The following is a 15,513-nucleotide window of genomic DNA, read 5'->3' as shown; positions in this document are numbered from 1 at the left end:
CAATGACAAATCGCACATTCATGAACATTTTCCGGTGTAGGTAATGACCTTTCCGCAAGTAGGCAAAAAGGGGGACACCCATAGGCCTGAGCCGACGGACGTTCCCCTTTTCATTCACTTACAAAATATTGACTATAGCCACTTCAGCAAGTCTTCAAGTGTACTAAATACATAATTAGGTACAATGTCGCTCCTAAGCAAGCCCTCGCTCTCTGTGACTCCAGTAAGAACTAGCGCTGTGTGGACAGCGCTGTTGACACCCATCATCATATCTGTTTCCAAGCGATCTCCGATCATCAGGCAGCGACCTGCATCCAGACCTGATAATTGCAATGCCCTATCTATATAATAAGTGGAGGGTTTGCCTGTCATCACTTGAATATCAAGCGTGCTCGCCGCCTCAATTGCTTTGGCGATAGGCCATGAATCGGGTATGATTCCGCCAGGTACGGGACAGAACGGATCAGGGTTGGCCACAATGAACTTGGCCCCGTTCCTGACCGCATTCATACCTGCCGTCATTTTGGCATACGAGAACTCCCGATCCAGTCCAACAACCAAATGCGTAGCTTCCATTGGATTATCCGTCAGGATAATATCCAGCACATCCAGTTCTTGCTCAAGCGCCCGCTCTCCAATAACGAACGCCCGTACATCCTCTTGCTGCTCCTTCAGATACATCCCTGATACATAGCCTGCTGTCAAAATGTCGTCTATCGAAGGCTCCAAGCCCATAGCCTTAAGCCTGTCACGACACTCCTTGCGGGTGTATACCGTTGTGTTGGTCAAATACATGACCTTCTTGCCCAACTGAATCAGACGAGAAATCACCTCATTCACTCCCGGTAATAACTCGCTGCCTGTATAGATTGTTCCGTCAAGATCAAAAAAGTAGGCTTCATACCGGGACGGGTCCATCTCCCCAATCGTCCCCTGCCCTTGTGATATGGCGTTTAAGTTCAAAGGATTATAGTGCAAGATGCTGCCGAAGCAGTTGCTTTCCTTTCACTAAATGGTTAAGAGCTGTTCCAGGAGAATATTCCAAAATCAGTTGACAAGGAGTATCCACTTCTTGTAATGCATTATATATAGGCTGCCAATGAATGGAGCCTTCACCGATGGGCAGATGCTCATCACCAACACCGGAGTTATCATGAATATGAACAGAAAACAGACGTTCCTTCACACTGCGAATCATTTGCGGAATATCCCAGCCATTCAAGTGGGCATGTCCCGTATCAATCAAATAACCTGCCGTATGATCCAACTGATCCAGACAGCTCAGATACTCTTGTTCGGAATAAATGGAAGCGCCGTTATAGCCTACATTTTCAACTGCCAACTTGACTCCAAGAGGCCCTGCTACCTGACAAAGCTGGTGCAGATACTCCTGTGCACGCTGTTGAGCTACAACCTTATCAAAGGCTGGAGAGAAGCAAAAGCCCGGATGGATGACTACATGCTCTGCTTCAATCTCATGCGCAAATTCAATCGCTTTTTTGTACTCCTCATAAGAAGCTGTACGGATCGCCTGATTCTCGCTCGTCAGATTCGTATCCCACGCTGGAGGATGGACGGAAAAGGTACAATGGTGAAGCCGCAAAGCCTTGCCTATCTTCTTGATCTGCTCATCCATGCAATTCCACTGGATGCCGTCCATAAGCAGTTCAATTTTATCCGCGCCATGGTTCACCAGTTGTTCCACGTTCTCCTCCACTGAGCAGGTCAATAATGGAAGATCAGAGTAGCTGATTTGTGTGTTCATGCTGACGTTCCTCCTCAATGCTGTATGTTTTCTACGTATAAATAAGCTTGTGATGCTGAAGCTGAAGCTGCACCTGATCCCCTTCGTTTAGATGAATATCGTTGGGAACGTCCAGCAGCAGCTTATGCCCATTTGCATCCGCTATGACTCTATAGCGCTCCCCGAGGAAGATGCTCTCCCGGATACGAACCTGGAAACCCTGACCCGTTGACGTTTCAACCTCAATATCTTCAGGCCTGAGGAATGCCTCCACTTCCTCTCCCTCAATAAAATCCCGACTGCCGTGATACGGTGTGAGGGCAAATCCGAACTGCACCGACCAGCCTTCCTTTGTATGAACGGCCTGTCCCTTCAATCGGTTGACCTGTCCGACAAATTGTGCCACAAAAGAAGACTTTGGCTGATGATACACTTCCTTGGGCGTACCGATCTGCCGAACCACTCCTTTATCCATCACCGCAATCCGGTCGGCAATCGCCATAGCCTCCACCTGATCATGCGTAACATAGATAGTCGTGATGTTCAGCTTCCGAAAGAGCTGGGCCAGTTCAATTCTCAAGTACTCCTTAAGCTTGGCATCCAGTGCTGTCAGCGGCTCGTCCATCAGCAGAATTTTGGGTTCTGTAGCCAACGCCCGCGCTACCGCCACCCTTTGTTGTTGTCCGCCGGACAGTTGAGAAGGCCTGCGATCCTTCAGTTCTTGCAGATTCATCAGCTCCAGCATCTCTTGCACTTTAACCGCAATCTCCTGCTTGCTCTTCTTGCGGAGCTTCATGCCAAAAGCAATGTTCTGCGCAACAGTCATCGTCGGGAACAAAGCATACTGCTGGAACACCAGCCCAATATCCCGCTTTTCCGGCAGCAGATGGTTGATCTCCACTCCATTGACGTTAATGGAGCCGCCGCTTGACTTCTCCAGACCAGCCATAATGCGCAGCAGGGTACTTTTGCCGCAGCCTGAAGGCCCGAGCAGGACCAGAACCTCACCATGCTGAACGTCCAGATTGATCGGTTCAAGTGCCGCCGTTCCGTCCGGATACGTCTTATGCACCCCACGAATGCGAATATAGGTTTCTCCCATGTTTAGACCCCTCCTCTGGTATACGTCGAAGACTGATTCAGCTTGTGCAGAATGAACATCAATGGAACTGCAATGACCAGAAATACCACCGTGTACGCGCTCCCGATCTCGATCCGCAGTGAAGAGTAAGCTTCATACAGTCCTACAGGCAGGGTCACTTTAAGCGGTGTATACAGGAAAAATGTCATATTGAATTCTCCGAGCGACAGCAGGAATACCAGCATAGCTCCCGACAATACCGCTGATTTGATACTTGGCAGAATAACATAAAAAAAACGGTAAAAAGGGCCTGCTCCCAGCGTAGCCGCGCTTTCATCAAGTGCCTTGAAGTTCTTGGTTCTGAGCGTCCCCAGCACAGTTCTGAAAATTAGAGGGAACGTCACAATGACATGCCCTAGCAAAATCAGCCACCCCGCTTCCCGAAGCGGCGCATAAGTCTGGATTAGCGCCAGCGCAATCGCGACACCCGGCACTGCAATCGGCAAAGTCAAAATTTCCTCCATGATCATCATCCAGCGGCTGTTTGTTTTGGAAAACTGGTAAGCCGTCATCGTGCCCAGCAGCACATTGATAATTACGGTTGAGACAGCAATCACCAGTGTGAAGAGAATGGTGGCACCGTAATAGTGAAACACTTCCCGGTACCATTTTAAGGTCCAGCCCGAAGCAAACAGGCTTGACCCCCAGTAATTGGCGAACGAACCGATCACGGTGAACAAAAGGGGGATCATCATGAACAGGCTGACGATCACAATCAGAGCATACATGATGCCTTTGCCCAACTTTTGCATATTAGCGCATCCCCCTCTCCATAATGATGCGATTCGTTAGATTCATCAGCACACAAATCATTCCGATCACAACGGCTATCGCGCTCGCCACCTCAATCTTGAAGCTTAAAGTAAACTCGTTATACATCAGGATCGGCAATATGTCGAAGTCATTAGTCAGCGTAAACGCAGTACCAAACGCACTCATCGATGTAGAGAAAGCCAGCGCACCAGAAGCTATAAAAATCGGGAATACGGTCGGTAGCACCACATAACGGATCGCCTGCCAGGGTGACGCTCCCAGCGTTCTGGCCGCCTCCTCCAAAGTTCGGTCAAAATGCTGGATCGCGCCATATAGCGATAGAATGACCCTCGGGATTTCAAAGTACAAGTAAGCCAGCAAAATGCCTGTGATCGTATAGGCAAATGCCATGGAAGGCGTACCTGTCAACCATTTGCTCAACATCGGCATTACACCCGTAGTGCCAAACAAAATAATGACCATAAAGCCAACAACTACACCCGGAAGCGACATTGGAAATGTCAGCAAGGTAAAATACAGCGTTTTGCCCTTGAATTCGTTCCGTGCCAGAAAAAAGGCTAGAAGTCCTGCCAGAACCAGAGAGGATACGGTTGCGGCAAGGGAGAGCAGCAAACTGTTGACGAGTGCTTTAGAATAGTAGGGGTCAGTAAGTATTTGTGTGTAGTTGTGGAGAGTCATCGCTCCGTCTCCCTCACTCCTCAGGCTCGTTAACACGAGAATAACCAGTGGATAGAGAAAAAAGAAACTGAAGATGATCATGATCGGCGTTAGAAAAAAGATTTTGTGCCTTACCATACCCATACTTCTCTCCTCTTTATCATTATCATTTGCCAGCGGTTACTTCGTTTTTCCAACGTTCATTCACTTCTGTCTGCACCTTGTTCATTTGTTCATAATTTACACTTTGTACACGCGCATAGTCGCTTTCCGGCAAGAATTTGTCCTTTGTTTCACGGGGAATATCTACGGCGCGGATGGGACGTACATAACCTTGAGCGAATAACTGTTGACCCTCATCCGACAGCATAAAGTCTATATATTTCTTGCCGTTGTCTTGATTAGGACCATTTTTGACGAGGGACACGATATAAGGAACCTTCAGGGAGCCTTCCTTCGGAATCACGACTTCAATAGGAGCTTGATCGTTGTATTTCATCATATATCCGTTGAAATCAGCATCAATAAGGATTGGAATCTCACCTTTCATAACTTTGGCGGTTGCCGTCTGTTTCGGATGGATCGTACCATTCTGCTCCAGTTGCTTTAGATATTGGATGCCTGGGTCCCAATTATCGAGCGTTCCACCCATAGCAATATTGGCTGCTGTTACCACGCTATATCCTACTGCTGCGGAAGTCGGGTCCAAGAAACCAACTTTATCTTTATACTCTGGCTTGAGCAGATCAGCCCATGAACGAGGCACAGGTACATTCCCGAGCGCATCCTTATTCACAATGAAAGCAATTGCTCCGTAATGGACAGCCATCCATTTGCCGTCAGGGTCTTTAAGGCCTGCAGGAATTTCGTCAAAATGCTCAGGTTTGTAGGCTTCAGCCACTCCTTCTTTAACCGCCTGCGGTCCAAAGGTAATGCCCAAATAGGCCACATCTGCCACTGGCTTGTTCTTCTCTGCGATCATTGCGGTCATGGCTTGTCCGCTGTTTTTATTATCTGCCGGGACACGGATGCCTGTATTTTCCATAAATTTGGCTTGGACAGCTTCCCAATTGGCCCACAATGGCGGGTTATTGTATGCAATGGCTACCTTGCTTGTGCTACTGCCATCTTGACCAGCCAGTCCAGCTCCACTCGTACCTGTCCCTGTAGAACATGCTGCCAGAGTTAATGCCATTACCGCACTGACTGTACCCCATACCCATTTTTTCTTCATCATTTCTTAATCACCTGTTCCTTGAGATTTTTTGTACTGCTTGAACGATTGAATGCAAAAGAGAACACAAAAAAACACATAGGTATCCCCTTATCACATTCAGTAAAGGATAGCTATGGGTTCTCATGGTCTCCACCCAAGATATCGTATGAAATTCACGGACCTACAGATTCCATAATTCTGATCGGCTTAGCGATACGGCATCTGCACCTGCCTTCATTGCTTCTTCCACCTGTTCCGGTGTCGATATCAGTCCCGCAGCAATGATAGGCAAGCCTGTCTGTTCCTGAAAAGCCGGAATAATAGATGGCGCGATCCCCGGCATGATTTCAATTGCGTCAGGTTCATTCTCTTTGATACTGCGAATTGCGGTTTGGAACGATCCTGTGTCAATCAGGAAAACACGCTGAATGGTCAGCAACCCTTCTTTTTTGGCTGCACGAATTGTAGCACTTTTGGTGCTTACGATGCCCGCAGGCTGTACATGCCCGGCCAGAAACGCTGCAGCCTCTTTATCATTGGAAAGCCCTTTGACCAGATCAGTATGTATAAAAACCGGCTTTTGCTTCCTCAGCTCCTGAAATTCCGTCTCCAGCAGACTTGTAATCTTGCCATGCATCAGCAGCACCGCACACGCTTTAGAGCGAACAGCCAGCGCCACATGATCATGCTCTGCTGCTGCAATGATAGGGTGAGTCTGGAGCATTTCTCTGATGTTCATATGGCTTCCTTCTTCCTTCATAGTCGCGTCAAGCATCGTTAGCCAAATGATAAACAGCAATGGATCATAATAGCACATGCTCATCTGCTTTCGCTTATGTTCAACAATAATCAACATTTGTCATCGCAGTATCAAATCTGTTTTAAATTATAATTTCATTAGTCTTACAATTTAATCATCAAAGACTTCAATTTATTCCACTTGTAAACGCTTCCAATTAAGATAAAATCGAAGATGAGGCACGGGACAAGCCATTCCGGCCCATCCTATCCGTATTAAGGGAGGCAGATGATATCGTGAAGTGGATCAACAGCAGCAAATGGTTAGGCGCATGGATTTGTATTTTGCTTGCAGTGGCCGGTACAGGTCTTCAGCCCGATGCAGCACATGCCAATACGACAGGCGTGACTCATGCAACCTATGGGACCGAGGCGATTCAGGCACTGAATGGTTTGGACGCTACCCATGCAAAATTATCCCTGAACGCAACAGCAAGCACAGCCATTACCAACGGAACGGATTGGAAAGACACTGCTGGCAACCCGATACAGGCGAACAGCGGCAATATTCTAAAAGTAGGTTCCACTTATTATTGGTACGGCGAGCATGCCGAGAACTGGAAATTTGAAAAAGTGAACGTATATACCTCAACCGATCTGAAAAATTGGTCCTTCCGCAGCACCATTCTCACCAAAAATTCCGCCCCTGAGTTAAATTCCAGCAAAATCGAACGACCCAAGGTTATTTACAACAAAACCACCGGAAAATATGTACTATGGGCGCATTATGAAAATGGTACAGACTATTCGCTCGGTCGTGTAGCTGTTGCTACCAGCGATACACCCGACGGGAATTTTGTCTACCAAGGCAGCTTCCGTCCGCTGAATTACGAGTCCCGTGATATGACAGTGTTCACGGATACCGACGGTAGCGGCTACCTCATTACAGCTTCCCGTAAAAATGGCGGTGCCAACGATACGATGGCAATCTTCAAGCTGACAGCCGACTATACGGGAGTACAGTCATTTGTTGGCTGGATCTTCGAGAATGGCTACCGCGAAGCCCCTGCTGTTGTGAAAAAAAACAACACCTACTACCTGTTCACCTCGCAGGCATCCGGCTGGTATCCGAATCAGGGAGCCTACGCCACCGCCAGCTCCATGACTGGAAGCTGGTCTGCGCTGTCGCCCTTCGGTGACCCGGCAGCTTATGGCTCGCAAATTCACTCCATCGCCACGATTACAGGCAGCGCAGGAACCAGCTACATCTATATGGGCGACCGATGGAATCCACTCAACCTGAGCGACCACAAATTCATCTGGTTGCCGCTGACGCTGAATGACTCCAATAAAACAGCAACCCTGAACTGGTACAGTAGTTGGGATCTGGATGCGGCAACAGGCTCGGTCATCTTGCCGTCCCTTGTGAATCACGCGCAAGGCAAAACCGCAACTGCCAGCTCTGCTGCATCCGCTTCTCCGGCTTCACTGGCGAACGACGGCAACGCCCAAACCTCGTGGAAGGCTGCATCTGCATCCTGGCCTGCTTGGTGGCAGGTCGATTTGGGCAGTACCAAGACCATCAGCGAAGTGGATATTTCATGGTTTATGTACAAAGGCTCTGAAGCGTATTACAAATATAAAATTGAATACAGCACGGATGGAATTCATTATTCCACCATTGACCGCACGACCAATACTGCGTATGGCTTTACCAGTGACAAAGTCAATTTCCAAGCCCGCTACGTGCGAATCAATCTCGTAAATGCGGTATTATTTAATAATCCAAACAACTGGTATACCCCAACGGTGCATGAAGTCAGACTGCTGGGCAACTAATTCGTTTCATGAAAAAGAACATGGCAGGGAAGCACCTGCATAGAGGAGGCTCCTTCTGCCATGTTTTCTTTTTACCCATTACCATCCCGCTTCGTACACGCCGCTCAACGCATCCGGTTCACTGTGGTAAACACAAATTTGTCGTACCGATGCCGCGAGAATGAGTACTCAAATGGTATCCCCGTATCCAAATAACCCACCTGTTCAATTTCCAAGATTGGATCATCCGCTGCACAGTCCAAATGCTCCCGATCCAGCTCAGTCGACTTGGATGCGCGGATTGTACGATGTGAACCGACAATATTAAGGCCCAACTCCTCCTTAATATGTTGATACACCGAGCCGTACAGCACCTGCTCGGTAATACCGCTGATCAGCTTCGTAGGCATGTACGTGCGCTCGATAACATACGGCTCACCCTCCACAACACGCAGACGGATCACATGATATACAGGAGAATTGGCATCAATAAATAGATGAGCCGCTACTTCCGCGGATGGAAATTGAACGTCAAAGGCGACAATCTTATTTTTGATTTCTTTCCCGCGCAGTACGTTGGTTAACCCCAGCATTTCATTGACCACGACGTTAACAGGACCATTATGAACCGATTTGACGATAAAGGTGCCATGTCCTCTTTTACGATTCAGCAGCCCTTCCATCACCAACGTATCCAATGCCCTCTTAATCGTCATCCGACTTACCTGAAACTCACTTGCCAGTGAAATCTCATCGGGAATCGGATCATCACCGCTATAGGTCTTATTCATAATACGCTGTTTGACCTCTTGTGCAATCCGCTCGTATTTGTTCATCTGTCTACCACCTGTACTAAAAATTGTTTTATGTCAGCATTTTACCAAAACCACCGGTAGCGCTGGTTCTTATGTCTCTGCAGGCGGGACGTTAAGGTATTACGGTATAAGTAGTATACCGAACATTATACTTTCTCACCAGCGGTATACAGCATAGCTCATTTCCAGCGATGAAGAAAAAAAGGCGGTCCAGAGGACCACCTATCACCTTAGAATCCGTTATTTTCGATCACCTGTTTAAACCAGTGCCCACTCTGTTTAACGGATCTTTTGCCTTCGTTCTGAAGATCGACAGACACGAAGCCATAGCGATTTTTATAAGCGTTCGTCCAGGACCAATTATCCATAAACGTCCATAAGTGATAGCCCTTCACATTGGAGCCTTCCGTGATGGCCCGTTGAACCCATTTGAGATGCTCACGGATAAAGTCAATGCGATACTCATCATGGATCATGCCCTGTGCATCCCTGAATTTTTCCTCACCTTGAACGCCCATTCCGTTTTCTGAAATGAAGCATTCAATGTTGCCGTAATTTTGTCTGACATTGGTCAGAATATCGTAAATCCCCTTCTCGTAGATTTCCCAGCCCCGCATCTCATTCATCTTGCGACCAGGCATGGCATAATAGTCAAAGAAACGTTCTGGCACAAAAGGCGCATCCGGGTTCGGAAGACTTTCACGGGCCTTGACTCTGCGCGGCTGATAATAGTTAATGCCCAGCAGATCCACAGTACCCTGGCGTATAATCTCCCGATCTCCTTCTTCAATCGAAGGTAGAAATCCCTCTTGGCGTAACAGCTCTACGAGCAAAGGATTAAATTCTCCCGTCACAGATGGGTCCAAAAAGGAACGGTTAAAGAACGCATCGCATATTTCAGCAGCCTTCACGTCTGCCGGGTGCTGACTACGCGGATAGGTCGGCGTCAGGTTCAAAATAATACCGATTTTACCTTTATAGCCTCCCTCTTTGTAAGCCTTAATGGCACTTGCGCTCGATAACAGGGTATGATATCCCACCTGTACAGCTTTGCCGAAATCCACTTCATTCGGATAGTGAAAATCGTACAGATAGCCGCCTTCCACCGGGACAATCGGCTCGTTATGCGTAAACCATTTGGCTACACGATCCCCGAACAGCTCAAAGCAAGTGTTAGCGTAATCCACGTAAGCTTCGACCGTCTCCCGGTTCACCCAGCCTCCTTTTTCCTGTAAAGCCATCGGTAAATCAAAATGATATAGGTTCACAAACGGCTCAATATCCGCCTGCCGCAATTCTTCAATGACGGCATTATAGAACTGAACCGCCTGCTGGTTCATTGCACCTCTTCCCGCCGGAAACAGACGTGACCAGGAAATGGAGAACCGGAAAGAGTTGTGACCAAGCTCTTTCATGAGTGCAATATCCTCTTTGTAACGGGTATAGAAACGGGATGTATCGGCAGGGCCGACTCCGTCATAGAAACGGTTCGGCTCCTGCTCAAACCAATAATCCCAAATGTTCGGTCCTTTGCCGTCCCCCTCCACGGTTCCTTCTGTCTGGGTAGCCGAAGCTGATGAACCCCACCAGAAGTCGGATGGAAAACGGTACTGAATCGCTTGCTTCTCTATATCTTTCATTTCGGTATGATTCACAGCTCTACTCCTCTCTCTTTTGCAATGAACAAGCTGCTATTTCAGCAGCCCATTCACGTTACATTCCAACAGTTTGATCCTTACCTGCAAGGGTTGCTTGGCTAAGCTCCTCTTCCTGCTCTTTACGAACGTTCATCCGGTCAATAATTTTCAGGAACGGGAACCAGATGACAAAGACGACAGCCATATTAAACAGTTGCAGCACGCCGCCCATCAGGGAGCCCGTACCCATCATTCCACTAAAGAACAACGGCATCGTCCAAGGAACCTGTATCCCGTTGGGCGGTGGTACAATACCCGTGGACATGGCAAAGTAAGTAATCAGCGTAACAATCATGGGAGAAATGACCCATGGAACGAAAATAAGCGGATTCATCACAATCGGCAGACCGAATATGACGGGTTCGTTGACATTAAACAGGCCCGGTCCAAGGGCCAGCTTACTGACCTGCTTCAACTGCTTGCTCTTCAGGAAGATCAGAATCGTGAGCACGACAGCCAGTGTCATACCTGTACCACCGATACCTACTGTATAAATATCCACAAACTGCTTCGTGATAATATGCGGCAGTTCCAAACCTTTGGAGTACGCTTCATAGTTTTCAAGTGCCAGCGTATTCCAGATCGGGTCCATAACCGAGTTGATAATGATTTGACCATGAAGCCCAAAGAACCATAAGAGCTGAACAAAGAAAATAGCAATCAATGTAGGTATAATTCCACTGCCCAAATGCACCAGCGGCGCCTGAACGGCATGATAAATCAAATCATGCAGGTTATTGTGAAGGGTCAGGGTAACTATAACGTTGATGATCAAAAATATGCCCAATGTGATACACGCCGGAAGCAAAGCGGCAAACGATTTGGCAACTGCCGGCGGAACGCCTGGAGGCATTTTAATGACAAAATTTCGCTGCGTCACCTTTCGGTAAATCTCAGCCGCGATAAAAGCAACGATCATACCAAGGAACATGCCTTTGGCCCCGATCCGATCAACCGGAATGACCCCGGCAATCGTTGCACCGCTTTCTTGTGTCAGCACGAACGGGGTCAGCATCAAAAAGCTGGCCAACGCGATCATGCCGCCGAATATGGGTTCGACCTTATAACTTCGAGATAGGTAATAACCAATCCCGACGACCACGAATAGGGTCATGATGTTCAGTGTGGCATTAGGCGCAATATTCAGCAGATTTTGAAAAGTCGTCAGATTGCCCTCGCCCATCCATCCTTTTAAGAACGGCAGATTGATAATAACAACGATAATGGAGCCAAAAACCGTCAATGGGAATGACAGCATAAATGCATCACGCAGTACAGTAAGATAGCGGTTGTTGTTCAGTTTACCGGCAATAGGTATCAGTATCCGGCTTAATTTTTCAAACAAAGCCTATTCCTCCCCGCGAAGTGACTTGCACCAAATGGTTGCAAGCATTTCATGTCACAAATTTCACAAATTTCACAAACTTTCAGGTCCAGCTATAGATCTCTGGATTTGAACAGCTCCAGCAGCTCTTGAACCAAATCCTTCATGGTAGCCGTGGACATCAGATGATCCTCGGCATGCATCAGAAGGAGTGAGAAAGGAGTCTGGGTTCCTCCCGCTTCCTTCTGGACCATTTGAAAATGGATATCATGCGCTGCACGCAAATCCTGCTTCGCCTGCTTGAGCAATTCGTCCGCACCTTCCGCATTCTCATTGCGGTATTCGCTCAGCGCCTGAATCACTTTACTGCGAGCGCTTCCACTATGGAGAATAAGCTGGAAGCTAATTTGTTCTTCCGTCAGTTCAGCTATGTTGACTTTATCCATTTTTACGTTCCACCAGCTTCACAGCCTGCTCATAGGCTTTCTTACCGTCAACCATTCCGTAGGCCATCATGTCAATCACTTCTACATGAATACCATATTGGGCTGCTTCCTTTTCCAGCTGCCCCTTGAGAAAACTCATTTGCGGGCCAATCAATACCGCATCAGCCTTAGCCATGTCTTCTGATGCCTGATCTTGACCTACTGCCCAAATTTCAGCCTCGTCCCCAATGGACTTGGCATAATCCTGCATCTTGGTAACCAGCAAACTTGTAGACATACCTGAGCTACACGCCAGTAAAATTTTCTTCATGATTGTTCCTTCCCTTCAAGGTCTGATTTGGATGCTAACGACTAGAAAACGTTTACCAGAAAACGGTTGCACAGTAATTATAAATCCGCTTTTTCGATTTGTCTATACATTTAATTTATATGTATAGACTTTTTTCGCAATGACACTTATTTTCTTTTCTTCGAAAAAAAATTAACGAGTACCTATTTGTCCCTCAAAGTGCACACCGGGTGTCATATAGACGAGGCATGCCACTTAGCTACATTACACGATACGGAGGTTTCGCCATGAGTATGCCCGATGATGACAATAACACTGATTTATGGCTGCGATATGCGCCTTACCTGATGTTTGATGCGCGCAATAAATAACCACGATCGTCTTTGTCTTCCAATCCCAGCGGCTCAGGCCATTCAATGCGGGAATGGGTTAGACAAAAGCGATCGCGGCTTTTTTTATACCACAGATGTTGTGGGGTTTGCTTGTTTTAAAACACGCTGATTAATACAGTACACCAGCCTCTCCTGGTCCGTAGGAATCATTTCAACAAATATAAGCCCGTATGTAATAAAAGGCTGGCTAATATGCGCCTCTTTTCGGATTAAGTGTGCCTGCAAGACAAACGGCTCTTTGTTTAGCTCGAATTCAATCTGGATGAGGACCGTTTTTTTTAAAGGTAGATCATAATCGCAAATCAGCTTTAGCCCCTTTACACTAATGTCTTGTATTTTACCGATCCCTTTTCTATGGGTAAGCCCTGCCAGAGCCTCGTCGCCAAAATGTAAAAACTCAAACGCACACCCCTCGTCCGGAACACCCAAACGAAAGGCTTCCCGCCGATTCAACTTGCTGTTGGCTTCCTCCAGTGACTTCTTAAGCTCCTTCTTCTCCAGCTCTTTCATACCCAATTGTTTTTTTAGATCCATAAAATGAACAATTCCGTTGACCAGACACACAACGATAATTAAAATGATAAATCCTATGATAATGGATGTCATGGAGCATGCCTCCCTCTGAGTTATTGTTCAAGGGCACTCGACAGATCCTCAAGCAGATGCAAAAACCGTTCTACATATAGCAAATCAAATTGTGTTCCAATGTGGCGCCAAAGCTCCTCCTTGGCCTCTTGCATGGACATGCCCCGGCGATACGGTCGATCCGAAATCATACTGTCAAAAGCATCAATAATGGAACACATCCGGGCCATAGACGGGATTTTGTCGCCACTTATGCCAAACGGATAACCCTGTCCATCCCAGCGTTCATGGTGAAATCGGACGATGTCCACAACATCCTGATCCAGTATCCCCTCTCTCAAAATAAGCTTGGTCCCCAGGAGAGGATGGATCTTCATCATTTTCCACTCCTCCTTATTCAAGGGGGCTGACTTGTCCAATATGCCATCCGGCAGCAATATTTTCCCAACATCGTGAATACAACAACCTATGACGAATTTCCGTGTCTGCTGCTCATCGAAATTTAGGTAAGAAGCCATCCGTTTAGCCATATTTCCAACCCTCAGGGAGTGTTCATACACTTGTTTATTTTTGGATAAAAGGCGAGTCAGACAGTTCACTAAAATTTCTTCCACAAATATTCCTCCTGTTTGGCGCGCGATCAGTAGTTTGCCTTAATATTGAGAATGAATATCGCACAATATTCATTGTGCGAACGAACAGGAGGAATTTCTATGTATATGTCCAAAATGATATCTTCTCAGCTACATGCCCATTCCATACACAACCCTGAGACGTACACGGATGACCAAATCATTGGGTTATTCTTAAGTACTTGCGGCAGCTCACCGTATACCCTGCGAAACTACAAGAGAGCCATTGAGCAGTTCCGGAATTTCACATCAGGCAAACCATTGCGGACAGTGACATGGCAGGATATTGAGGTCTATAAAATCGGCTTATTAGAAGGGTTTTGCAGTTCTACCAAGCAAACACCCGCACCAGCAACCATTGCCAGCCTTTTGGCACCATTAAGGTCACTGTACAAGTGGGGAAGCGATCCAAGCATTCATATTTTCCAGCACAATCCCACGACAAGTGTACGGACTCCCAAAATCCCGGTGAACAGTAAAAACCATTTTTTGACCAAAAATGAGCTGCGCCAGCTTCTAACCTATTTAAAAACGCAGGGGGAACGAAATTATCTTATCGCTCTCACGCTGGTATTATTGGGACTTCGGGTGTCTGAGATGGTAGCTATACAGTGGGATCATTTCCATTACGATCCGACAGAGACATTCATTTGGCTGACCGTATTTAACGGAAAAGGAGGCAAACAGCGGGAGGTGAAAGTGCCACCAAGGCTTTGGAATATGTACAAGCAGTTCAAGGGTATCCTTCCGCTGGATGAGCCATTAGATATGCCTGAAAGACTGTTCCCATTGTCTGTAAGACAAGTAGAAACGATCATTAAGCGGGCCAGGGAAGAAGTCGGTATCACGAAAAAGATAACGCCCCACTGGTTTCGCCATACGAACGCTACATTGGCCCTGATTCAGGGGGCATCGTTACAGCAGGTGCAGGAAAATCTGGGCCACTCCCACATCAATACGACGCAACGCTACCTTCATACGGTTAGCCAAATGCAAAAAGCAGCTCCCGACTACGTGGAAGACTGCTTAAAGGATATACTATAGGTATATAGTTATAAAAAAGGAGTTGAAAAAATAGTCTTAAATGACTAAAATAAAATGCAAGAGGTCCTTTTTTTAGCTCATTTTACATATCGCACAATGAATATTGTACGCTATTCATTTCTAACATTTTACAATTTAAAGAGTGTCCAGATAGTTCTTGAGATATAAAATTTCTCTTTATAATTATGCCCTTTGAGCAGA

The 15,513-nt window shown here is 46.9% G+C and carries 16 protein-coding genes; 2 read left to right on the top strand and 14 right to left on the bottom strand.

All coding sequences use genetic code 11. The features are described from left to right. Positions 1-132: 132 nt before the first annotated feature. The 7 genes from B4V02_RS00550 to B4V02_RS00520 form a co-directional block, all read right to left on the bottom strand. Positions 133-918: an HAD-IIA family hydrolase gene (locus B4V02_RS00550; protein WP_094153379.1), complete on the bottom strand. Its 786-nt coding sequence runs from the start codon at positions 916-918 to the stop codon at positions 133-135. 49 nt (positions 919-967) lie between these two features. After that, positions 968-1,765 carry a sugar phosphate isomerase/epimerase family protein gene (locus B4V02_RS00545; RefSeq protein ID WP_094153378.1) on the bottom strand — a complete coding sequence of 266 codons (798 nt, stop codon included), beginning with the start codon at positions 1,763-1,765 and terminating at the stop codon, positions 968-970. A gap of 31 nt (positions 1,766-1,796) precedes the next feature. Beyond that, positions 1,797-2,846 carry an ABC transporter ATP-binding protein gene (locus B4V02_RS00540; RefSeq protein ID WP_094153377.1) on the bottom strand — a complete coding sequence of 350 codons (1,050 nt, stop codon included), beginning with the start codon at positions 2,844-2,846 and terminating at the stop codon, positions 1,797-1,799. Positions 2,847-2,848: 2 nt separating this feature from the next. Continuing rightward, on the bottom strand, positions 2,849-3,637 hold the full coding sequence (locus tag B4V02_RS00535) for an ABC transporter permease (RefSeq protein ID WP_010346988.1): 789 nt from the start codon (positions 3,635-3,637) through the stop codon (positions 2,849-2,851). A gap of 1 nt (position 3,638) precedes the next feature. Continuing rightward, complete coding sequence (locus B4V02_RS00530; RefSeq protein ID WP_244188424.1) at positions 3,639-4,454, bottom strand: ABC transporter permease; 816 nt, start codon at positions 4,452-4,454, stop codon at positions 3,639-3,641. Positions 4,455-4,482: 28 nt separating this feature from the next. Beyond that, complete coding sequence (locus tag B4V02_RS00525; RefSeq protein ID WP_244188423.1) at positions 4,483-5,553, bottom strand: extracellular solute-binding protein; 1,071 nt, start codon at positions 5,551-5,553, stop codon at positions 4,483-4,485. 160 nt (positions 5,554-5,713) lie between these two features. Further along, on the bottom strand, positions 5,714-6,271 hold the full coding sequence (locus B4V02_RS00520) for a glycerol-3-phosphate responsive antiterminator (RefSeq protein WP_167383731.1): 558 nt from the start codon (positions 6,269-6,271) through the stop codon (positions 5,714-5,716). A 296-nt stretch (positions 6,272-6,567) separates the two neighbouring features. On the opposite strand from B4V02_RS00520, the gene B4V02_RS00515 reads away from it, so the two are divergent. Next, positions 6,568-8,109, top strand: coding sequence for a family 43 glycosylhydrolase (locus B4V02_RS00515; protein WP_094153374.1), 1,542 nt, complete (start codon positions 6,568-6,570; stop codon positions 8,107-8,109). Between the two features lie 104 nt (positions 8,110-8,213). On the opposite strand, the gene B4V02_RS00510 is transcribed toward B4V02_RS00515, so the two are convergent. The 7 genes from B4V02_RS00510 to B4V02_RS00480 all read right to left on the bottom strand — a co-directional run bounded on the left by B4V02_RS00510 (position 8,214) and on the right by B4V02_RS00480 (position 14,250). Further along, complete coding sequence (locus tag B4V02_RS00510) at positions 8,214-8,924, bottom strand: GntR family transcriptional regulator (protein WP_094153373.1); 711 nt, start codon at positions 8,922-8,924, stop codon at positions 8,214-8,216. A 209-nt stretch (positions 8,925-9,133) separates the two neighbouring features. After that, positions 9,134-10,543 (bottom strand): glycoside hydrolase family 1 protein, encoded by a 1,410-nt coding sequence (locus tag B4V02_RS00505; RefSeq protein WP_094156911.1) that lies wholly within the window; start codon positions 10,541-10,543, stop codon positions 9,134-9,136. Positions 10,544-10,616: 73 nt separating this feature from the next. Beyond that, positions 10,617-11,945 carry a PTS cellobiose transporter subunit IIC gene (gene celB / locus B4V02_RS00500; protein ID WP_094153372.1) on the bottom strand — a complete coding sequence of 443 codons (1,329 nt, stop codon included), beginning with the start codon at positions 11,943-11,945 and terminating at the stop codon, positions 10,617-10,619. Positions 11,946-12,037: 92 nt separating this feature from the next. Beyond that, positions 12,038-12,370, bottom strand: a complete 333-nt coding sequence (locus tag B4V02_RS00495) for a PTS sugar transporter subunit IIA (RefSeq protein ID WP_007433039.1) — start codon at positions 12,368-12,370, stop codon at positions 12,038-12,040. After that, positions 12,363-12,680, bottom strand: coding sequence for a PTS sugar transporter subunit IIB (locus B4V02_RS00490; protein ID WP_007433040.1), 318 nt, complete (start codon positions 12,678-12,680; stop codon positions 12,363-12,365). Before B4V02_RS00490 ends, B4V02_RS00495 begins: the two co-directional genes overlap by 8 nt. A gap of 434 nt (positions 12,681-13,114) precedes the next feature. Continuing rightward, positions 13,115-13,657 carry a PilZ domain-containing protein gene (locus B4V02_RS00485; RefSeq protein WP_094153371.1) on the bottom strand — a complete coding sequence of 181 codons (543 nt, stop codon included), beginning with the start codon at positions 13,655-13,657 and terminating at the stop codon, positions 13,115-13,117. 20 nt (positions 13,658-13,677) lie between these two features. Next, complete coding sequence (locus B4V02_RS00480; RefSeq protein ID WP_094153370.1) at positions 13,678-14,250, bottom strand: HD-GYP domain-containing protein; 573 nt, start codon at positions 14,248-14,250, stop codon at positions 13,678-13,680. A gap of 99 nt (positions 14,251-14,349) precedes the next feature. Between B4V02_RS00480 and B4V02_RS00475 the strand changes: the two genes are divergently transcribed. Continuing rightward, a complete protein-coding gene (locus B4V02_RS00475) occupies positions 14,350-15,312 on the top strand; it encodes a tyrosine-type recombinase/integrase (protein WP_094153369.1) in 963 nt (320 codons plus the stop codon). The last annotated feature ends 201 nt before the right edge of the window (positions 15,313-15,513 follow it).

Source organism: Paenibacillus kribbensis, assembly GCF_002240415.1.
Classification (GTDB): Bacteria; Bacillota; Bacilli; order Paenibacillales; family Paenibacillaceae; genus Paenibacillus; species Paenibacillus kribbensis.
This window is presented reverse-complemented; position numbering and strand designations above follow the sequence as displayed.